Source organism: Bradyrhizobium sp. Ses1 (assembly GCF_059512365.1).
This window is the reverse complement of record NZ_JCAMOQ010000001.1, coordinates 303,246-323,624: the sequence shown is the minus strand read 5'-3', so window position 1 is coordinate 323,624 and position 20,379 is coordinate 303,246. Positions and strand designations below refer to the sequence as shown.

At 61.2% G+C, this 20,379-nt stretch carries 17 protein-coding genes, 1 tRNA gene and 1 pseudogene; 7 read left to right on the top strand and 12 right to left on the bottom strand.

Annotated elements, in window-relative coordinates; all coding sequences use genetic code 11:
• Positions 1-4: 4 nt before the first annotated feature.
• Together AC5ZG5_RS01540 and AC5ZG5_RS01535 are read right to left on the bottom strand one after the other, a co-directional pair.
• Positions 5-1,171, bottom strand: a complete 1,167-nt coding sequence (locus AC5ZG5_RS01540) for a VOC family protein (protein ID WP_456640817.1) — start codon at positions 1,169-1,171, stop codon at positions 5-7.
• Positions 1,172-1,304: 133 nt separating this feature from the next.
• The gene (locus AC5ZG5_RS01535; RefSeq protein WP_456640816.1) at positions 1,305-2,261 is read right to left on the bottom strand and encodes a LysR substrate-binding domain-containing protein; all 957 of its coding nucleotides are present in this window, start codon (positions 2,259-2,261) and stop codon (positions 1,305-1,307) included.
• Positions 2,262-2,464: 203 nt separating this feature from the next.
• Between AC5ZG5_RS01535 and AC5ZG5_RS01530 the strand changes: the two genes are divergently transcribed.
• Complete coding sequence (locus AC5ZG5_RS01530; RefSeq protein ID WP_456640815.1) at positions 2,465-3,082, top strand: glutathione S-transferase family protein; 618 nt, start codon at positions 2,465-2,467, stop codon at positions 3,080-3,082.
• Positions 3,083-3,104: 22 nt separating this feature from the next.
• Here AC5ZG5_RS01530 and AC5ZG5_RS01525 read toward each other — a convergent pair whose 3' ends face one another.
• From AC5ZG5_RS01525 to AC5ZG5_RS01500, 6 genes and pseudogenes are all read right to left on the bottom strand, one after another.
• Positions 3,105-3,824 (bottom strand): nitroreductase, encoded by a 720-nt coding sequence (locus AC5ZG5_RS01525; RefSeq protein ID WP_456640814.1) that lies wholly within the window; start codon positions 3,822-3,824, stop codon positions 3,105-3,107.
• A 213-nt stretch (positions 3,825-4,037) separates the two neighbouring features.
• Positions 4,038-4,318: pseudogene (locus tag AC5ZG5_RS01520) on the bottom strand (integrase); the annotation flags it as partial.
• Positions 4,319-4,639: 321 nt separating this feature from the next.
• Positions 4,640-5,557 carry an ABC transporter permease gene (locus AC5ZG5_RS01515; RefSeq protein ID WP_028167703.1) on the bottom strand — a complete coding sequence of 306 codons (918 nt, stop codon included), beginning with the start codon at positions 5,555-5,557 and terminating at the stop codon, positions 4,640-4,642.
• Complete coding sequence (locus AC5ZG5_RS01510) at positions 5,554-6,600, bottom strand: ABC transporter permease (RefSeq protein ID WP_456640813.1); 1,047 nt, start codon at positions 6,598-6,600, stop codon at positions 5,554-5,556. Before AC5ZG5_RS01510 ends, AC5ZG5_RS01515 begins: the two co-directional genes overlap by 4 nt.
• Before the next feature lie 41 nt (positions 6,601-6,641).
• Entirely contained in the window at positions 6,642-8,222 is a 1,581-nt protein-coding gene (locus tag AC5ZG5_RS01505) for an ABC transporter ATP-binding protein (RefSeq protein WP_456640812.1), read from the bottom strand.
• 6 nt (positions 8,223-8,228) lie between these two features.
• Positions 8,229-9,197 carry a BMP family protein gene (locus AC5ZG5_RS01500; protein WP_456640811.1) on the bottom strand — a complete coding sequence of 323 codons (969 nt, stop codon included), beginning with the start codon at positions 9,195-9,197 and terminating at the stop codon, positions 8,229-8,231.
• Positions 9,198-9,607: 410 nt separating this feature from the next.
• Between AC5ZG5_RS01500 and AC5ZG5_RS01495 the strand changes: the two genes are divergently transcribed.
• Genes AC5ZG5_RS01495 through AC5ZG5_RS01485 form a run of 3 tightly spaced genes read left to right on the top strand, consistent with a single transcriptional unit; the run spans position 9,608 to position 12,304 of the window.
• The gene (locus AC5ZG5_RS01495) at positions 9,608-10,414 is read left to right on the top strand and encodes a cysteine hydrolase family protein (protein ID WP_456640810.1); all 807 of its coding nucleotides are present in this window, start codon (positions 9,608-9,610) and stop codon (positions 10,412-10,414) included.
• A 1-nt stretch (position 10,415) separates the two neighbouring features.
• Positions 10,416-11,624: an amidase gene (locus AC5ZG5_RS01490; protein WP_456640809.1), complete on the top strand. Its 1,209-nt coding sequence runs from the start codon at positions 10,416-10,418 to the stop codon at positions 11,622-11,624.
• Complete coding sequence (locus AC5ZG5_RS01485) at positions 11,621-12,304, top strand: TetR/AcrR family transcriptional regulator (protein ID WP_028167709.1); 684 nt, start codon at positions 11,621-11,623, stop codon at positions 12,302-12,304. The genes AC5ZG5_RS01490 and AC5ZG5_RS01485 overlap by 4 nt, the downstream gene beginning before the upstream one ends.
• Before the next feature lie 277 nt (positions 12,305-12,581).
• On the opposite strand, the gene AC5ZG5_RS01480 is transcribed toward AC5ZG5_RS01485, so the two are convergent.
• Positions 12,582-12,671: transfer RNA gene (locus tag AC5ZG5_RS01480), tRNA-Ser, on the bottom strand.
• Between the two features lie 76 nt (positions 12,672-12,747).
• On the bottom strand, positions 12,748-13,524 hold the full coding sequence (locus AC5ZG5_RS01475) for a helix-turn-helix transcriptional regulator (RefSeq protein ID WP_456640808.1): 777 nt from the start codon (positions 13,522-13,524) through the stop codon (positions 12,748-12,750).
• Between the two features lie 129 nt (positions 13,525-13,653).
• Between AC5ZG5_RS01475 and AC5ZG5_RS01470 the strand changes: the two genes are divergently transcribed.
• The 3 genes from AC5ZG5_RS01470 to AC5ZG5_RS01460 are packed head-to-tail and all read left to right on the top strand — an operon-like array spanning position 13,654 to position 17,293.
• Positions 13,654-14,145, top strand: coding sequence for a (2Fe-2S)-binding protein (locus AC5ZG5_RS01470; protein ID WP_456640807.1), 492 nt, complete (start codon positions 13,654-13,656; stop codon positions 14,143-14,145).
• A complete protein-coding gene (locus AC5ZG5_RS01465) occupies positions 14,142-15,131 on the top strand; it encodes an FAD binding domain-containing protein (protein ID WP_035691962.1) in 990 nt (329 codons plus the stop codon). Before AC5ZG5_RS01470 ends, AC5ZG5_RS01465 begins: the two co-directional genes overlap by 4 nt.
• Positions 15,128-17,293, top strand: a complete 2,166-nt coding sequence (locus AC5ZG5_RS01460) for a xanthine dehydrogenase family protein molybdopterin-binding subunit (protein WP_456640806.1) — start codon at positions 15,128-15,130, stop codon at positions 17,291-17,293. The genes AC5ZG5_RS01465 and AC5ZG5_RS01460 overlap by 4 nt, the downstream gene beginning before the upstream one ends.
• Before the next feature lie 597 nt (positions 17,294-17,890).
• Here the strand turns inward: AC5ZG5_RS01460 and AC5ZG5_RS01455 are convergent.
• Positions 17,891-18,889, bottom strand: coding sequence for a Bug family tripartite tricarboxylate transporter substrate binding protein (locus tag AC5ZG5_RS01455; RefSeq protein WP_456640805.1), 999 nt, complete (start codon positions 18,887-18,889; stop codon positions 17,891-17,893).
• A 134-nt stretch (positions 18,890-19,023) separates the two neighbouring features.
• On the bottom strand, positions 19,024-20,289 hold the full coding sequence (locus AC5ZG5_RS01450) for an FAD-dependent oxidoreductase (protein ID WP_456640804.1): 1,266 nt from the start codon (positions 20,287-20,289) through the stop codon (positions 19,024-19,026).
• Between the last annotated feature and the right edge of the window lie 90 nt (positions 20,290-20,379).

The window sequence follows — 20,379 nt, the reverse complement described above, 5'->3', positions numbered from 1 at the left end:
TCCTTCAATTCTGAGGAAGCGGTACAGGAGCTGGGCGCAACGCCATATTGCGCTCTATCTCAATGCGGCGATCTTCCAAATCTGGCGCCAAGCAAAGCTTGGTCCCGAGTTCTTCAACGGGTTCATCGATCGTCAGTTGAGCTGGCGTGGAAAGGGCGCAAATGTGCCCATCCGGATCCCGGAAGTAGAACAGCTTGCTGTAGAGGCAGTCATAAACGTCCGACACCTTCACGTCAGCTCGTTTTAGGCGTTGGTGCTCATGCGTAAGGGCCGCGTCGTTCTCCACTTCCAAGGAAAAGTGATGCGATAATCCTGTGCCCAAACGTCCGGCGGAATACCCAGGCAGCCCAAAGAAGGTCAAGACCGAGCCGGGCGAAAGATCATCGTCGCACGCGTAATAATAGTGCGTACCTCCGCGCTCATCCAAATAGTCGGTCTTTTTGATCAATCGAAGTCCGACCGTTTCGACGAAGAACTTTTCGGTCCGCTCGGCGTTCGACGAGATCGACGTGATGTGGTGGAAACCGCGCAGCGCAAAGTCATCCGTAATCGACGGGACGACACGGGGCCAAGTTTCGGCTGCCGTCAACACCTCGTCGCGACCGCCAATAAGGTTCTCCTTCGGCTGAGACCGGAACCCAGACCCGAGAACCGCTTCATCGTGCCCGAACCCAGGTTCGGTGGTCGCGATTTCGATGATCGCGCCATCGGGGTCGCGGAGGTAGATCGCATGAAAGTAGTTACGGTTGTAGGGCCCCGTAACGTGGACACCCAGGTCAGTAAGTCTCCGCTTCCATTTCAAGAGGCCGTTTCTTGTTGGAACGTGAAGAGCCAGATGATGGTTCGTACCGGCCCCCCAACGCCCCTTTGGGTCTCCAACCCTCGGCGACGTAACCCCAGCGACGGCCGTTTTTGGATCCACGAATCCAGTTTGCGGCATCATGTAGAAGATCGGATTCCACTCGATGTAGCTGATCGTGTGACCGCGTTTCTGCTCGCCTTTGAATGCCTGAAATCCAAAAGTAATGACCGGCAGTCGCGGATCCAAATGATGGACGGTCCGCTTCACGACTGGCAGGCCTAGAAGCGTTGAATAGAAGTGCTCAATCCTGCCGAGATTTGCGGCCACGAATACCTGGTTGTTGACGCCACCGATAGTCATGTTGTTCATCTTAAACCCTCGCGATCACAGGCCGCTGAAGCGGCGTCTCTACCCGTCGCGAAGGATGGCAGCGCTATTGAGGGAGATGAAGATACTCAGCGAAGGACGTAGCGTTCAATTTGTTGGACGGAGCGGCAAACCCTCAGGTCGATCGCTTGCTCGACGCTTTGGCGTGCATGTCTTCCGCCGGCGCAGGCTCGAATGCGGTCACGCGCGGTATCTCCGACGCCAAGAAATCGACCAAGGCCCTTACCGCAGGAAGAAGGCCCCGCTTATATGGGATAAGGGCCGAGACTCGCGCATCTGCCGCAATCCAGCGCGGCAATATCTGCTTGAGCTTTCCCGCCGCAATTTCGTCTCGGCAAATGTATCCCGGCAATGCAGCAATGCCCAGGTTGGCACATGCTGATTCCTTTAGCGCAACGAGATTGTTGCTCTGAAAGCGAGGCGCCGTCTGCACGATGCACCTGCGGCCGTTGGGTCCAGTCAGCACCAGGTTCGATGAACTCGTCCTTGCAATTGAGATTGTATCATGCTGAGCAATTTCCTCAGGAGTAGCTGGAGCACCTCTAGCGTCCAAATATCCGGGTCCGGCGAACAAGTACCACGGTGCGCGTGCGATGGCCCGCTGGACCAGGGATGAATTCTGCAACGGCGCGGTATGGCCACGCAAAGCCAGATCGAAGCCGTCGGCGACGATATCGACGAGGGCATCCGTAGTGATCTCCACGATCTGCACTTTCGGATACTTCTTGAGAAATATCGGTATCAGGTCCTTCAATGCGAACTGAGCGATTTCGACGGCCGTCGTCATTCTGATGACGCCGCTGGGCTCAGTTGCTCTCTGGCGCACCGCCTCCTCCGCGACCTCGGCCGTCTGCAGCAAGGTCTGAGCGTAATGATAGAACTGCGTTCCTACTTCGGTCATACCGAAACGGCGCGATGTTCTGTTGAGCAACGTTACGCCCAAAGTGCCTTCGAGTTCTCTTATCCGATGGCTCAAGGTGGATTTCGGCAAGCCCAGCGATCTACTCGCAGAGGTAAAGCCCCCCCTGTCAACGACCTGGACAAAATAGAAGATATCCTTGAGATCAAGCATGACACAAGCTGATTGGTGTGTACCTCAGGCTGACAAAAAACCGCGGCTCGCGTTTTTGGATGTGCAGACCGACTTAAGCCATTCTAGACACCCACCATTCTGACCTCAACAGGCACACCCCTTGCTTGTCTCTCGACACCAGCGGCTCGTATTCTGTCTCGAACTCGATGCCCATCGGAGTCAGCCATTCGCCGGAGTAAGCCATGTTTCGTCTTTACGATAGCCTGCTATCTGGAAACTGCTGGAAGGTCCGAATTCTGCTTTCTCAGCTGAACCTTGAGTATGAGAGAATTACTCTGGACTTGGTCCGAGGCGATACTCAACAACCGGATTTCGAAAGAATTAGCCGGTTCTCGAGAGTCCCAACATTGGTGTTGGAGGATGGTCGCCCCATCGTGGAGTCCGGCGCCATATTGATGCATTTGGCAGAAGGAACGCGTTTTCTTCCTGGCGACCGGCATGCGCGCACGGAGGTGCTCAGCTGGCTGTTTTTCGAACAAGCCGATCTTCAAAAGGCCATCGCATTTCCACGTGTTTACAATCTTCGCGGCCAAGCATTCCAGATGGCAGGCGAAATCGCCTACCGGCAAAAGGACGGATACAGCGCTTTACAAAAACTCGAGAACTGGATTGGAAATCGAGACTGGCTAGTGGGTAATGGCTACACGATAGCCGACACTGCAGTTTTCGCCTACGTGTCCCTGGCTGCAGAGGGCGGGTACCAGATGGAGCGATATCCCGGAATTCTCAGATGGTTGGACGACGTACGATCGACCGATGGCTGGGTTCCGCTTATCGAAGGGACGGCCCCCTCAAAATAATCAGCACCCAGCCCAGGGAAGTCTAGTCGTCGAGGAACGTTGCGAACTTCTCCGGCCCGAACTTATCAAGCGCCATGTTGTTCTCGGGTAGGCCGTTGTCCGCGTAGCCAATGCACATGCCGCATACGACCATATCGTTTTCAGGAATGCCAAGCTCCTTGCGCAGCACTTGATATTGCAACGACCAAATCTGTTGAGGAAGCGTATCAAGTCCTCGGCCCTGAGCCGCCAACATTACCGTTTGCAGGAAGGCGCCGTAGCAGATGAAGCTTGCGGGGACCAGTTTCCGGTCCATCGTGAAAATAAGACCGACAGGCGCGCCAAAGAACATAAACTGTCTCGCTACATCGCGGCGGCGGCTTTTTTTGTCGCTTCTTTCTACCCCCTGTGCGTCGCCTAGTTGACCACGAAACTTGGTGAAGACCGATAAGTGGGGCTCGTGAAGTGGTTCCGGAAAAAATGGATATTCCGGAGTCAGTTTGTCATGGTTGTCATTGAAATTCTTCACCGCGGCAGCAACTACGCGCTCGCGGGCCTTCCCGGTCAATACGTAGCATTTCCACGGTTGAGTGTTGCTCGAGCTAGGGGCGAACCTAGCAATCGAGAGGATATCCTTAACAAGTTCGGTTGGAACGGATTTGTCTGTAAAGCCACGTTTCGCCCGACGACATTTGATGAGTTCATCAATGTAAAAGGGGCTCTCATCATCCTTCCGCACGTGCCGCTGAAGCTCCAGTGTCATTGCATCCCCGAATCCTTTGAACCAAGACCGCATGGCCGTATGATCCATCTTCGGAGTTCAGCAGCCATCTAGGGAAGTAGCCGATCTTCGGACTTATCGTTCGACAAATTCGAACGATGCGGGCGCCTTGGTCCTGGGCTGCTTCTTGCGCCTGGTCGCGCTTCGGAAGTTTTTCGCTGCTACTAAGGCTAGCCCGCCAGGACTGTATAGGCGCTAAGCCGCCAATTGGCACTCCTGCTCGATCAGCTGTTGGTCGCCACTCGAAGCTCTCTTTGGGAAGCGCGCCAGGGCAGCCTTTCGCGAATCGCGATCCAACGCGCAGGCAGTCTGCTTGAACTCGATGCCATCGAGGAGCCCTTGGATGTAACCGGAGATCTGTCCGCAGCCATGATGAGGGCCGTGTCAAGTGTATGGATGTACTTGCTCGTTACCGAGCGCTTGGCATGGCCAACTAGCGCCGCGATCGTCACCTCGGTAAAGCCGAGATCGTTGGCGAACCGCCGACCATCGACGTGACGGCTGGCTATCACCGCGCCAACGCTTCGCCGATCTTGAAAACTTTCCTTTCAAGAATCGATGGCCTGAGCGTGGTCTAGATTCGCGCAGAATTTACGTGGTCTCCCAATTCCACGCGAACGAGTTGCGCCCTGTCCAGGCCACCGGATTTTTCGCGGCACAGCTGCACGGATGATGGCCTCAGGTTGTACCAAGGCACCTAGGTTTCACGCCAAGGGCCCTGCAACAGGAACGCACGACGAATGAGTTGAGCAACCTTCTCTTCTAGTCATCGTGGCCAAATATTGAATCCGAGTTATTCAGCGTCGGTAGGGCTCACCAAGGGACGGAGGCGCCATCTGGCGGCCAACGAGCCCGCCGACTGCGAGCAGTGCCAGAAGATACGGCAGCATGATGAGAAGGGCATTTGGCACGCCAATTCCTAGCGCGGGCAACTGGAACTGCAGCGCGGTCGCCGCGCCGAACAGGAGGCAGGCAAGCGAGGTGCCGCCGATCCGCCATTTGCCGAAGATGACGGACGCGATCGCAAGATAGCCGGCGCCGCGCGTCATGCCCTCGGTGAAGGTGTGAATGTCGCCGATCGAAAGAAACGCGCCGGCAAGCGATGCCATGAACCCGGCAAAAACTACACAGGCATAGCGGATGCGCGCGATCGACAGGCCCGACTTGTCGACCGCCTTAGGCTCAGCCCCGGCCGCATGGATTGCCAAGCCGACGGACGTAAAGCGAAGGACCAGGGCGACGATGACGATCAAGGCTATACCGGCGTAGAGCAACCAAACCTGTTCGAACACGGCCGGACCGATCACCGGAATGTCGCCGAGCAGCGGCGGCTTTACCTTGGCGAGTCCGGGAATTTCGGCGCGAGACCGTGCGCCGAAGATCTCGCGATAGGCGAGCGTGGTCGCGCCGAGCACGAGGATATTGATGCCGATGCCCGAGACGATCTGGTTGGCACGCAGCGTGTTGCTCAGAAAGGCCTGAAGCAGCGCAACCGGCAACACCGAGACGATACCGAACAGAAGCCCCACGAAGGGATCGCCGGTTGCCCAGGAGCCGACGGCCGCGGCAAAGGCTGACATCAGCATCATGCCCTCAATGCTCATGTTCAGCACCCCGGCCCGCTCAGAGACCATCTCGCCGATGCCGGCGAGAAGCAATGGCGTCGCAAGCCGGATCGACGAGCCCAGGAAAACCGCGAAGAGCTCAGAAGTCATCGCCGCTCCAATTTCTCAATGAACAAACTGGCGCCGGCCAGCGTGATGACGATCAGGCCCTGGATGACAACGACGAGCGCGGTCGGCACCGCGGCAACCATCTCCATGTTGATACCCCCGGAGCGCATGAAACCGAACAGCAGCGACGCCGCGATCACGCCTGGAATCGAGCCGCGCGACAGCAGCCCGGCGACGAGACCGTCGAAGCCGTAGCCGGAGGAGAAGCCGTCCTTGAGCGTATACTGTTCGCCGAGCAGCATCAGTGCCCCCGCCAGACCACCCAACGCTCCGGCCGTCGAGAGCGCGAACACGACGGTCTTCGCGTAGGAGATCCCGGCCCGCCTGGCCGCGACGGGATTGAGACCGACGGCGCGCAAGCGAAATCCCAGCGTGGTCCGGGACAGGATCACGCTAACGACGATTGCAAGGATTAGCGTTAGCGGCAATCCGACGTGAACCGGGAAGGAATAGTCGCCGGTCAGCAGCGGCAGCTGCGTCGCATCCGGGATTTCGAGCGATTCCGGCAAAGTTGCCGAACTCGTCATGGGCTTGCGCAGCAGCGCGGGCGACTGCACTGACCAGTAGAGCAGCCAAACCCCGATGAAGGAGAGCAGGAGCGTCGAGATCACCTCGTTGGTGCCGGACTTGACCTTGAGCACTGCCGCTAGTCCGCCCCACAGACCACCCGCAATCACCGCCGCAAGCGTCGGAAGGACGAAGGCAAGGCCGAGCGGCAATCCACTCACGTGGCCGTAGAGTGCGACCGCGGTGGCCGCGATGCCGCCGACCGCGATTTGGCCCTCGCCACCGACATTGGTCAGGTTCGCGCGGTTCGCCAGCACGAAACCGAAGCCGACCAGCGCAAACACCGAACTCCGGTTGAGGGAGGCAGCAAGCGCGAAAGGCGAACCGATGGTGCCGTCGACGAACGCCGCGACGGCCTTCGGCACCGACACCCCGATCATCGCGATCAGCGACAGGCCGACCACGGCCGCAAAGGCAACCGCGAGGACCGGCACAACCAGGGACGGGCGCAGAGACAAGCGAGGCGACCCAGGAAGAGAGCCCCGTTGGTTCACGACTGTCATTGCGGCTGTCCTGCCATCATGGCACCGATGGCTTCTTTTCGTTTCGGATCGGCCGGACAGGATCCCATCACCCGTCCGCGGTACAGCACGACGATGCGATCGGCGACGGTGAGGAGTTCATCGAGTTCCGAGGAAACCAAAAGAACTGCGATGCCTCGCTTGCAGGCGTCGCGGATATGGCCGTAGACGGCGGCAACCGCGCCGACATCCAGACCGCGGGTCGGTTGGGCTGCGACCAGGCAGGACAGGTTCGGCAACGTCATCTCGCGCGCGAGCACCGCCTTCTGCTGATTACCGCCCGAGAGCGAAGAGAATAACGCGGCGGGGCCGCGCGCTCGCACGTCGAAGCGCTGCATCAGCGACGTCGCCTCGCGCTCGAGGGCGGTGCGGTTGAGAAAGCCGAAGCGGGTGAATTCGTCGAGGCGATTGAGGTAGATGTTCTCGGCGAGGCTCATGCCGAGCACGCAGCCGACCGCATGGCGGTCTTCCGGGACGATACCGACGCCTGCCGCGGTGATCTCCTTCGGCGAACGTCGTGTGAGATCGATCTCACCGAGATGGATGCGTCCCTCGGTCGCCTCCATCATGCCTGAAAGCACGGCCGTCAATTCGCTCTGGCCGTTGCCCTCGACGCCGGCGACCCCGACGATCTCGCCGCGGTCGACCGTGAGGGTGAAATTGTCGAGCCGCGTGACGCCCTGACTGTCCTTCACGCTCAGCCCATCGATCTGGAGGACCTCGATCCTGGTTTTGGCGGCCGGCTCATGACCCACATGGGTGACGGGCTCGAGCCCGAGGATGGACGCCGCTGAAGAATCGAGCGCCTCGACGTTACCCTGGATCATCGCGCGGACCAGCGCGCCGATATCGCCTGCCGGATCATCGGAGGTCGCAACCGTGCGGCCGCCCCTCAGCACGGTAACGCGATCGGCGACCTTCTTGATCTCGGCGAGTTTGTGCGTAACCAGCACCACTGCGCGGCCGCTTGCCGCGACGCGGCGACACACGTCGAGCAGAGCCGCGATCTCGTCTGGCAGGAGCACCGCCGTAGGCTCGTCAAGGACGAAGAGGCGGGGATTGCGGATCAGGCACTTAACGATCTCGACCCGCTGCCGCTCGCCGACGGATAGCTCTTCGATCTTCGCGAACGGATCGAGAGGCAGGCCGTATTCGGCGGCGATCCGTTCGAGCTGCCTCGCGCACTCCTTGCGATTGAGGATACCGCGCTCCCGCCCGAGCAACACGTTATCGACGACGCTCAGGTCGCCGACCAGGCTGAAATGCTGATGCACCATCGCGATGCCCTGACCCAGCGCATCCGCGGGGCCGGCGGGATCAAACGGCGCGCCCCGATAGCGCATGACGCCGCCGTCAAGCCGGTGCACGCCGAAAATCACGTTACACAGCGTCGACTTGCCTGCACCGTTTTCGCCGAGGATGCAATGCACCTCGCCGTCCCGGAGGTCGAGCGAGACCTCCGACAGGGCGGCGAAGTTGCCGAACCGCTTCGTCACCTGCGACAGTGACAGCAGCGGCTCGGCCACGGCATCGACCGACCGAGGCAAGCTGGTGCTCATCGAGCCTCAGCCCTTCAGCACTTTGATCTTGCCGTCGAGCAGATCCTTCATGATCTGGTCGAGCTTCGCCTTCTGCTCGGGCGTCGTGCCGCAGATCACCATGCTGGAGGCTTCGGGCCCCATCTTCAGGCCGAACTCCTTGTAGCCGGCTTGCCACGAGCCCTTGACCGCCTCGTCGATCGCATATTGCACCTGATAACCAGTGCCGGTGATCGAATAGGCGACGTAGAGCGGATCGGTGCCGCATCGGTCGGTGTAGCTGCCGATGATGTGGGTGCCCTTCTCCTTCGCCGCCTGCTCCATGCCGCGCAGGCCGAGGTTGAGGATGTGGTAGTGGATGTCGGCCCCCTGCGCGATCGCCGCCAGCGTCGCTTCCTTCGCCTTGGCGACGTCATCGAAATCGCCGGTGTAGTTCTCGGTGTATTTGATCGCCGGATTGATGGATTTGGCACCGTTGCCGAATTCCTTGCCGGCATTGACGATGGACGGAATTTCGAGCCCGCCGACATAGCTGACGGCGCCGGTCTTCGACAGCATGGCCGCCGCCGCGCCTGCGACATAAGCGATCTCGGCCTGCTTGACGTCGTAGCCTGCAACGTTCGGCGCGCTCTCGCCGTCATTGCCGCCGACGATCGAGAAATGAACCTTCGGGAATCGCTTGGCGATCTTGTAGACGGAGGCTTGGGTCTGGCCGCCGACGCCGATCACGAGCTCATTCTTGCTGGCCAGATTGGTCAGCGCCTGATCCATGTCGGCGTAGTTGATGTTCTCGATCATCTGCACCTGGATCTTGTCGCCGTACTTCTTCTGGGCGGCCGTCAGACCGTCGAAGGACGACTCCATCCAACCTTTGTCGGACTTCGATCCTGGAATCAGGATGCCGACCTTGAGTGCGTCGGCGTGAGCCGCATTCGCGGAGACGGCCAGCGATCCGGCGAGCAGAACTGCCTTGAGAAACAAACGGCGTGACTTCATGAAGACCTCTCGCACAAGCTGAAATTCGACCGGCGGCCTCCTACGCAGCAAGCGGCATGCCAAAGATCTAAGCCATTGAATCGGATTTGAGTTTTCGAAGCCGCCTACCTCGAAAACAAACAAATGCTTACTTTTTATCCAATGTGCGCTCGCATCTGTCAGATTCATGAGCAGCGACGGCGCGGCATTGAGACCGGGCGTTGAATTTCTTTGCAAAACGCGGCTGGCAACGAACTTGCAAACTCTTGAAGCGCGATGAGATGGGGTTGAATCGTCATCGCGCTTTAGCTCTTTGTTTGAGCATGATCTTTTCGGAAAACCGCTTCACACTTTTCCAAAAAGATCATGCTCTAGGCACACGCAAGCGAGCATCCGACAGCGGATGCACCATCACGCCAGAGGAGGTGATCATGAAGGCGAGCGAACAACAGCGCACCCAGGCTGCCTTGGGCGGGCAGCTCGGCCTTGGTCGGCAATTCGCGTGGTGGGCAACCGAGACAGAGGTTAACATGGCGATGCCGCAGCCGACGCCGGTTCCGGTAACGATCGCCTGCGCACCGCAGAATGTCACTGTCGATCTCCTGCGCACCGCGATCATCGTCATCGACATGCAGAACGATTTCTGCACGGCGGGCGGATGGGTCGATCACATCGGCGGGGACTACCGCCCGGATCGCAAGCCGATCGCTCCGTTGCAGCAACTGCTGCCGGCCCTGCGCAACGCCGGCGTACCCGTGATTTGGGTGAACTGGGGCAACCGGCCGGATCTCGCCAACATGCCACCGAACCAGATCCATCTCTACAAGCCGAAGGGGAGCGGGGTCGGGCTCGGCGATCCCCTTCCTGGCAACGGTTCACACGTGCTGGAGAAGGATTCGTGGGCGGCAGCCGTCGTCGACGAGCTGCCGCAGGAGGCGCAGGACATCAAGGTCGACAAATATCGCATCAGCGGTTTTTGGGACACGCCCCTCGACAGCATTTTGCGCAATCTCGGCGTAAAGTCGGTGCTGTTCACCGGCGTCAATACCGACCAATGCGTGCTGCACTCGCTGACCGATGCCAACTTTCTCGGTTATGGATGTATCCTGGTTGAGGATTGCTGTGCCACCTCCTCACCGGACTTCTGCACCGAAGCGACGATCTGGAACGTGAAGAAATGCTTTGGCTTCGTCACCAATACGGCCGCCATCATCGGCGCGCTCGGCAAGCATGGTTGACGTGAACACGGCATCCACCACCGGACCTCACCGTGACATTCCGACGGGTTCATTCATTCCCGGCCCGCCCATCACCCGGGAGCCGACGTCTGCGGGGCCACTGGGCGGCCTCACCTTTGCGGTCAAAGACCTGATCGACGTCGCGGGCGAGGTTACCGGCGGCGGCAATCCTGATTGGCTGAGAACGCATTTGCCGGCAGCGCACTCGGCACCGGCGGTGGAGCAATGTCTCGCCGCGGGCGCCGCGCTGCGCGGCAAGACCGTCACGGACGAACTTGCCTTCAGTCTCGAAGGCGTCAACGCGCATTACGGTACGCCGTTGAACCCGGCTTGCCCGGATCGAATTCCTGGCGGTTCGTCATCGGGGTCCGCCGCCGCCGTGGCGGCCCATCTCGTCGACTTTGCGCTCGGTACCGACACAGGCGGATCGGTTCGGGTGCCCGCAAGTTTCTGTGGCCTGTTCGGCTTCCGTCCCACTCACGACGCTGTTGCGTTGACGGGCGTCGTCCCCTTCGCGCCGTCCTATGACACGATCGGTTGGTTCGCACGTGACGCCGCAACGCTCGCCGCAGTCGGCGACGTTCTATTGCCCGTTTCCGCGCGGGCGCCGGTACAAAAACTCATCATTGCCCGCGACGCATTTGATCTGGCAGATGCCCCCGTTGCTTCCGCACTGCGCGCGGCATGCGCGAAGCTCGGCGTGGATGACGAAGAAGAGATCTTCGGCGGCCCGGCCGACGATTGGCGCGAATGCTATCGGGTGCTCCAGGGAGCCGAGATCTGGCAACAATTGGGGCCCTGGATCACGGCAACCCGGCCTGCCTTCGGAGAAAACATCGCGCCGCGCTTCGCCGACGCGGCCGCTGTGACTCCAGCCGACGTCGCGCGCTGGGCGCCCATCCGTGACGCTTTGAGGTCGCGGGTCCGCGCCCGGGTCGCTGGGGGGACCGGCCTCGTGATACCGACGGCTCCCTCGATTGCGCTCCGCAAGAATGCGAACGGCGCAGAGGTCGAAGCCTTCTATCAACGGGCCCTAGCCCTGAGCTCGATTGCCGGCCACGCCGGTCTGCCGCAAATGACTCTTCCGGCCGGTCAGGTCGACGCTTGCCCCATCGGCTTGTCGATCGTCGCAGAGGCCGGCAGTGATCGCGTGCTCCTCGATCGCGCGCGCGCCTGGTCCCTCGCGCTCATAGCCAAGAAGACGAAATGACCGAACGCCTCGACACAAACGATGCCCGACCCAAACCGCGCCGGCGACCGCGCCGCTCCGCGGAGCAGAACAGGGCCGAGATTCTCCGCGCCGCGACTGTCGAGTTCGCCACTCATGGCTATGCGGGTGGACGAATCGAGCGCATCGTCAAGAAGGCCGGCACCAATCCCCGAATGATCTACGAGCTGTTCGGCAGCAAATCGGAACTCTACGTCGCGACGCTGGAAAGCGCACTCAGCGCGCTGCGTACAGAGGAACTGACGCTTGAGGTCATGCATCTCGATCCTCTAGAGGGTCTCCTGAAGCTTTTTGACTTCATGAACGGCCACTTCGAGCGGAACGGTCACCTAGTCAGCCTACTGCGCACCGAGAACTTGATGAAGGCACGCTTCATGAAGAAGTCGCCGCGCATCCATGAAATGTCGTCCCCTGTCCTGTCTATGACCAGGCGTCTGCTGGCGCGCGGCATCGCCGAGGGCAAGCTGGCCACCGATATCGATCCCTTGAGACTGTATGTGATGATCGCGGCGCTCAGTCAGTTCCACCTGACCAACGTCCACACACTGTCGTCGATGTTCGCCAGCGACCTTGGCGATGCCGCCTGGCGGGCAAGCCGCCGCGAAGACGCGCGGAAAATGCTTGCGGCCTATCTTGGGCGAAAGGAGGCACGCCCCACCTGAAGGTCCTCGGCGCGACGCAGGCGAACCGTGGGAAAATGGACTAGGAAGTGAGAAATCTCCGCGACCATGCCGGTCGGACAACTCAAGCGAATGCGACCATGGGGATCGGTATGGGGCTGCGTCACCAGCCCGCTACCTGCTCCGCTTCCGCATTGAAACTTGCTGCCCGCCATGGCAGGGTAGCTCGACCTTGGGGCTACATCCAGGGGCTACACCAGACGCCTCTGGGGTGCAGTAAGACCTAATTTTACGGGGCTTTCTCGAAGCCGTTTTATTGTGGCGGAGAGGGAGGGATTCAAACGCCCGATAGGCTTGCACCTATGCCGCATTTCCAGTGCGGTGCATTCAACCACTCTGCCACCTCTCCAGGCGCCAAATCGGGGGCCTAGGCCCTCGTGGTCGGGGCCGCAATTTGGCGACTGTCAGTAGAACCCCGCCGCCCCCTACTTCACCGGCGTGTAGATCACGACCCGCAACGACGGGTCGTCATTGGCCTGGAAGCTCGCATGTTCGAAGGACACGACGCCCTTCTTCGGATGATGCAGCCGCTTGATGCCGGCGGCTGTGCCGCGGATGTCGTGGGTTTTCCACCAGACCGAAAATTCCGGGCAGCCTTTCCTGAGCTTGAGCAACAGCTCATGAAACGCGGGATCGTCGGCCCATAGATCATGCACCGCTCGGAACTGCGCGACGACGCGCTTGGCTTCATCGGCCCAGGCCGCCCCGAACAGCTTCCGCGCCGAGGGCCGCGTCAACATGGAGACGAGCACGTTGCGGTCCTCGCTCGCGAGCTGATCGAAGGCGAAAGTGTCGTTCGCCGCCTTGTTCCAGCCGAGCAGATCCCATCTGCGCCCGGTCACATAGGCCGGCTGTTTCATGGCGTCGATCATCCGCTGCAATGACGCCGGCACCGTCTCCTGCTGGAAACCCTGTCGCTCGCCGGAGCGCGTCAGGGCCTTGAGGTGAAGGTGCTCGACCTTGCTGAGCCTGAGCGCACGGGCCAGCGCATTGATCGTCGTGATCGACGGATTGACGGAGCGGCCCTGCTCCAGGCGCACATACCAATCGACGCCAATGCCGGCGAGTTCGGCCACTTCCTCGCGCCGCAGACCGGCGGTTCGCCGCCGCCGTCCGTCGGCAAGCCCCACATCCCGCGGCCGCAATTTCTCACGACGCGAGCGCAGGAAATCCCCGAGCTCACTGCGGCTCTTCTCGATCACTGCAGCACCTTTCGAACAACGCCCAAAGGGGGGACGTGCCAATCCTAGGATAATACCATGCCTTCCAGCTTCGCCCTAGCCTGCCATAATCGCAGCCGAACATTCCAGTGCCACGGCGATGTACACCACATGACGCAATCACCGAACGCCAACATTCCGAAACAGAGCATCGCGCTGTCCATAAAGATCAACGGCACGCGATACGAGCGCGAGATCGCGCCGACCGCGACCCTGCTGGACGTGATCCGCGACGAGCTCGGGCTCACCGGCACCAAGAAGGGCTGTGACATGGGCGGCTGCGGCGCCTGCACGGTGCTGGTCGCGGGCCGTCGGATCGCATCCTGCCTGGCGCTGGCAGCATCCTTTGGCGACGCCGACGTGACGACGATAGAGGGGATGGGCACGGCCGATCGCCTGCATCCGCTGCAGGATGCGTTCATCCGGCACGATGCGCTCCAGTGCGGCTACTGCACGCCGGGCCAGATTCTGTCCGCGATCGCCTTGCTGGCGGAGGGGCCACGCTCGATCGACGACATCCGCGAAGGCATGAGCGGCAATCTCTGCCGCTGCGGCGCCCATGCCAACATCGTCGCTGCGATCGCGGAGGTCGGCGGGCTATGAGCAGCGCTTCCTTCAATTATATTCGCGCGGCCGAACTCACCGATGCGCTCGCGCGCGGCGAGAGGGCAGGTGCCGCCTATCTCGCCGGCGGCACCGATCTGCTACCGCTCTGGAAAGCGTCGCTGACCGCGCCGCAGGACGTGATCGACATCTCGCACCTCCCGCTTGCGACCATTATCCGTGCCGGCGACACGCTCAGCATCGGCGCGATGGCGCGGCTGAGTGACATCGCCGCCCATGCAGAGGTGAAAGCGCACTATCCTCTTGTATGCGATGCGATCCTTGCGAGCGCCAGCGGACAGGTGCGCAATGTCGCAACCATGGGCGGCAATCTGCTGCAGCGGACACGTTGTCCCTATTTTCGCGACGCGGGACTGGCCTGCAACAAGCGCGATCCCGGGTCCGGATGCGGCACCCGACATGGCGAGAACCGCCATGCCGTGCTGTTCGGTGGCTCGCCCGGCTGCGTCGCCACGCATCCGTCCGACCTCGCGGTGGCGCTGGCCGCGCTTGACGCCAGGATCGTGGTGAGCAGTGATAGCGGCGAACGCGAACTCGCACTGTCCGAGCTTTACCCGCTGCCGGGCGAGACCACCGCACCCGATTCATCTCTGCGCCCCGGGGAGATGATCACGGCGATCCGCATGCTCAATGCGGCGCGTTTCTCAAACCACGCGACCTATCTGAAGATCCGCGATCGCGCCTCGTTCGAATTTGCCGTCGTCTCCGTCGCGGCGGCGCTGCGCATCGAGGATAGCGTCATCGCCGAGGCGCGGCTCGCGGCTGGCGGTGTTGCACCACTGCCCTGGCGACTTGAGAAAAGCGAGGCGGCGCTGATCGGTCGCGCACCGACGGAGCACGCCTTTGCCGAGGCCGGCGCGCTCGCAATCGAAGGCGCGCGCCCGCTCGAAGGCAACGCATTCAAGATCCCCTTGCTGCGCAACGCCGTCATTCGCGCCCTGCAAACGGCCGGAGGCCATTCGTGAAGAACCGAACCATCGCGCGCTATGAAGGCACCCTCAAGGTCACCGGCCAGGCCCGCTATGAAGGCGAGATGATGCCCGAGGGCCTGCTGCACGCGGCCCTCGTGGAGTCGCCCATCGCCTGCGGCGAATTGCAGTCGCTCGACGCATCGCGCGCTGCCAAGCTGCCGGGATTTGCCACCCTCGTCACGCATGAAGATGCCGCATCGCTGAAGCCGTCGGCAGCAACCGCCCTGATCCGGGAGAAGGCGATTCATTTTCACGGCCAGCCCGTCGCGCTCGTCGCCGCCACTACGCTGTCGGAGGCCCGCGAAGCGGCGAAGGCGACACAAGCCTCGATCGCAGCGCGCACCACGTTGACGCAAATGGGCCAGGCGCTGGACCAGGCCTATGAGCCGGCGATGGTCGGGCGTTTCCCGGCCTCGACCCGCCGCGGCGATTCTGCGAAGGCGTTGAGCGAAGCCGGGCTCGTGGTCCGGCGCCGCTACACCACTGCCGTCAACAACCATCATCCGATGGAACCTCATGCGGTCGTCTGCTGGTGGGAAGGCAAGAAGGCCGTCGTCCACACCTGCACCCAGGCGATCTTCGGGACGCGCGCGATGATCGCGCATGCGTTCGAGATGCCGCCCGCCGACATCCGCGTGCTGTCGCGCTATCTGGGCGGCGGCTTCGGCTGCAAGGGACAGCTGTGGTGGCCGTGGATGTTCTGGGCGATGCTGGCGTCGCGAAAGACGAACCGTCCGGTGCGGCTCGAGCTGACCCGCGCACAGATGTTCACCCTGGTCGGGCGGCGGCAGGAGACGGCGCAAGATCTCGCGCTCGGCTTCGTCGATGGCCGGCTGACGGCCATCGAGCACGATGTCATCGCGCAAACCTCGACACATGCGGAGTTTTCCGACTCGACCGCGGTCTACACGCGCTTCCTTTACGCCTGCCCCAACGTCACCACGCGTCACAGCCTCGTGCGCACCAACGAGCCGCAACCGGTTCCGATGCGCGCGCCGGGAACGGCCCCCGGCACGTTTGCACTGGAGTCGGCGATGGACGAGGCGGCTGAGCTACTCGGAGTCGATCCGCTCGAATTGCGCCTCAACAATTTTGCTGATCACGACCAGGAGAACGGCCGGCCCTGGAGCAGCAACAGCCTTCGCGAATGCTATCGCGTCGGCGCCGAGCGTTTCGGCTGGGCCGAGCGCCGTGCGCGATCGGCAGCCAAAGTCGGCCGCTGGAAAATCGGCTTCGGCATGGCGACGACGCTCTATCCGGCAATCCGCCAGGCCTGCCACGCGCGCGTCGCGCTACGCGCCGACGGCTCGCTGCTGGTCCAGTGCGGGACACAGGACATGGGCTCGGGCACCTACACCACGCTCGGCCAGATCGCAGCCGATGCACTCGGCTTAAGCATGGACAAGATCACCGTCGAGCTCGGCGACACCGACTTGCCGGACGGCCCTTTCTCCGGCGGATCGCAGGTCACGGCGAGCATCTTTCCCGCCATTGAAGCGGCGACGTCGAAGCTGCGCGCGGCGCTCGCGAGCATCGCAACGGCCGACACCACCTCGCCGCTCGGCGGCAAGCCGCCGGAGGATCTCGAATTCGCCGACGGGATGATCCGCAGCCGCTCCGGCAACGCCAGCGAGAGGCTCACCGATGTCCTCGCACGTGCCGCCACTGATGGCCTCGAGGCTGAGGGCGAGAGCCCGGCGACCGATCATCAGAAACTTGCGGCAACCGGCATGGGATATGGCGCGATCTTTGTCGAGATCGGCGTCGATCCCGAGCTCGGCGAGATGCGCGTCCGCCGCGTCTGCGGTGCCTTTGCGGCCGGGCGCATCCTCAATCCGCTGCTGGCGAAGAGCCAGTATATCGGCGGTCTCATCGGCGGCATCGGCATGGCGTTGCATGAGCAGACCGTGACCGATGCTGCGACCGGCAGCATCCTCGGCAAGTCGTTCACCGACTATCTCATTCCGGTTCATGCCGACATGCCCGCATTCGACATCGCCATGATCGACGAGGACGACCCGCATCTCCCCGGCGGCGTCAAGGGCATCGGTATGCTCGGCACCGCCGGCATCCAGGCCGCGATCGCCAACGCCGTCTACGACGCCATCGGCAAGCGCATTCGCAAGCTGCCGATCCGGATCGAGGATTGTCTCTGATCGCGGCACGTGGCTGCGCGCTCAAATAACTTCTGCGCTGCCGGAAAATGATGGCGGAGAGAGTGGGAGTCAAACTCCCGATTTCGATTACTCCACTTCGAAAGACTGAAAGCCGCTGAATAAACGCTCGCCTGCCTCCTGCAAAGGTTTCGAGTTTGAGCCCGGTTCGATTCCAGTCGGGCGATTGTTGAGCATGGACCGTGCCGGCGCAGATCGTTTGCTGTTTTTTGCGAGCTAATGCCGTCCGCATCCTGCTGGTATTTGTGCTGGTATCGGCAGCAATCGCCGACAAAAGTGGCTTCAAATTCAAGTGGTTATGGCTCTAGGCAATTATCGGCCAGGGGCACCATCTCGTCGCCATTCGAGAGTGCGACCAGAGGCCGCCTTCGATGACAGCTCTCACCGCCCGCACACAAGGGTCCCCATCCGCTTCAAGCACCTATAGCTTTGGGCAGAGGCACCCAAAGCGGTTTGCGCACATACACGTTTCTGTGGGCGAGAGGCGGGTTGCAGGCGTTGGGTGCTGTAGCGGCGGCCTACGTCTTCGTGCTGCAAGTGCTTCTCAGCGCGATCATCGGTGCCTTCTGATCGACAGCGTCAGTTGAAAACCTTTGCTTTTGCACGCTTCACAATATTTTCCATCCGCGCAGAATCCCTTGCGATGGTTTCTCCGAACTTGGCGGGCTCATCGGCGATCACGGTCAAACCAAGGCTTTCCAGACGAGCTGAGACGGTCGAATCTCGCAAGGCCTCCACGATGCACTTGTTGAGCTTCTCGATCACGTCCTTTGGGGTCGCCGATGGAGCAACAAAGCCGTACCAGTTGCCTGCGAGGAGATCAGGTGATCCTGCTTCCGGGGACGTCGGCACATCGGTTAGCTGCTTGCTTCGTTCAAGCGCGGTCACGACAATCGGCCTCAGGGCTCCGCTCTGCACCTGCTGGACGACATTCGACAGGTTGTCGCACATCATAGAAACCTGACCACCGACAACATCCTGGAGTGCCGGAGCTGCTCCTTGGTACGGTATGTGAACGGCATCAATGCCTTCGAGCACCTTCAACGTCTCCCCACACAGGTGGCTCGTGCTCCCATTGCCGGCCGAAGCAAATGTCAGCTTGCCCGGCTCAGCTTTGGCCAGCGCCACCAACTCCTTCAGCGAGCTTGCCTTGACCGACGGATTGACGACGATGATGTTCGGCGTCGAAGCGCCATTGGTGATCGGCGTGAAATCCTTTTCAGGATTGTACGTCGGCTTTTCATAGATCCATTGGTTGATTGTAAGCATCCCAGTCGTCGCAAGCAGAATGGTGTGGCCATCCGCTGGTGACGAAGCGACGCGAACCGCCCCGATCGAGCCGTTTGCGCCGCCGCGATTTTCGATGATCACCGGAACACCGAGCGACTTGGACATCAACGGACCCACCAATCGTGGAATCGCGTCGGCGGTGCTTCCGGCAGGATACGGGACGACAATCGTAATCATCTTTTCAGGGAATCCAGCCGCTGCCGCGCCGGGCACCTCGAAGGATGCTGGCGATAGCAGTGCCGCCAAAATAAACGTCGCCCACTTCATCGGTCGATCATTGCTTCGCATTCTGAACATCCTGCATGACATCTTGGCGAACCATGGCATTGACTCCTCCAAGTTCACTGGTGCCTCCACTGACGTGGTTCTTGCCCGGCCGACAAGCCGGTTACCGTCGACATCGTCCAAGAGAGAATTGGCGATCACCCCTGGTCGGCCGCGGCGACATGCAGCGAAGCTGCCCGCTCGAGCGAGTCCAGCATTGCAATTCGGCGCAGGAGCGCTCGTCCCTTTTCCGGATCGGCGGCCGCGGCGCGAATGTCGTCGCGAAAACGCGCGCGGTCAGCTTCATCTTTCGCCTCGAGATTCTTCTTGTTGCGAATGGTATCGCCCTGAATGGCCTGCATCGTGACCGTACGACGCTGCAGATCGTAGTCGGCGAGAACGCGCTCATTGGCCGTACCATTGATGACCGAACCCAACTTCGCCGTCAGGTTCAATGCGTCGTGAATGCCGCCATTCATGCCCATGCCACCGAGCGGATTGTTGATATGGGCGGCGTCGCCAACCAGGAAGGCGCGACCTTTCCGGAAGTTCGCGGCGACGCGCTGATGCACACGGTACAACGTCGTGTGGAGGATGGGGGCGTCCATCTCGGCGGGAACGATCCGCCGGATCGACGCCGTCACATAGTCTTCGGAGAGCGCCTCGGCATCGGAGATTTCCGCAGCCACCGGCATCATCACGCGCCACGCTCCGGGGATACGGAGAAGGAAGTACCAGCGCTCGGGATCGGCGACGTAGCTGACCGAGGACACACCCGGGCGAAGCACCGTGAAATCGACCGGAGTTGTCATCACCAGAAAGCGCTCGGGCCAGGTGAAGCCCTCGAATTTGATGTCCTGGCTGCGGCGTACGATGCTGTTCGCGCCATCGGCGCCGATCAGCCAGGCACATTCACGTATGGTGTCGCGTCCCTGGGCCCCGACCACGACCTTGACGGCATCGCTCGTCTGCTCGACGGATTTGACCTCGCTGCCGAACGCGATCGAGAACAAAGGGTTGCCGGACAAAGCATCCAAAATGATGCGCGTCAGCTTGAACTGCTCGGCCTGCAGGCGGAACGGGTGCCGCACCAGATCGGAAATCGCCGCGAAGTCGAACGTCCCGAGCACGCCGTCTTCGGACGAACTGTATTGAACAGTCGGCGCCTTCAGGCCCTGCGCAATCAGGGTGCTGGCGAAACCGAGATCATCGAGCATGTCCAGCGTGGGCGGATGGAACGTCGATGCGCGCGACTCGCTGCTGAGTTGGTCGTTCTTCTCCAGCACCAGAACCGGGATGTTCTGTCGCACCATATCTGCCGCTGCCACCATGCCTACCGGCCCTGCCCCAGCGATGATGACGGGAGGCTTCGCATTACTCATTGTATCAAGACCTCTTGCAGAAATTTCGAGCGTATCCAGCAAACGGCGTGCCGCCTTGCCCGTTCACGTCATTGCCAACGATCAGATCGCCGGCCAGCCGCTCTCCATGTCGAGCGTATGGAACTCGTGATG